Raw genomic sequence first — 270 nt, 5'->3', positions numbered from 1 at the left:
TATTGAACGTAACGCTGCCCCAGCCCTTTCATAAGTAGACCAGCCCCTGCGAAGCAGGTGGGAGTCAACAACAAGTGAACGTGGTTTGTCATCAAGCACATTGCGTGAATTTTACAGCCATACAATTCAGCAAGCAGGTCTAATTTATCAACGTAAAAAATATAGTCTTCGTCTGAATAAAAACACGCAGACCGGTTGTTTCCCCGCTGAATAATGTGCAACGGGATATCCGGCAGTATAACTCTAGGACGGCGAGCCATATAAACCCCA

General features: G+C 45.6%; 1 protein-coding gene. It reads right to left on the bottom strand.

Going from position 1 to position 270, the window contains the following annotated elements:
• Nucleotides 1–260, bottom strand: a 260-nt coding sequence (locus tag AO064_RS30035) for a transposase (RefSeq protein WP_208602885.1), incomplete at its 3' end; no start/stop codon positions are given.
• Nucleotides 261–270 lie beyond the last annotated feature (10 nt).

The sequence above is a fragment of the Pseudomonas marginalis genome, from assembly GCF_001645105.1.
Lineage (GTDB): Bacteria > Pseudomonadota > Gammaproteobacteria > Pseudomonadales > Pseudomonadaceae > Aquipseudomonas > Aquipseudomonas petroselini.
Note: the sequence above shows the minus strand (reverse complement) of the source record. Positions and strands in the feature narration are given on the sequence as shown.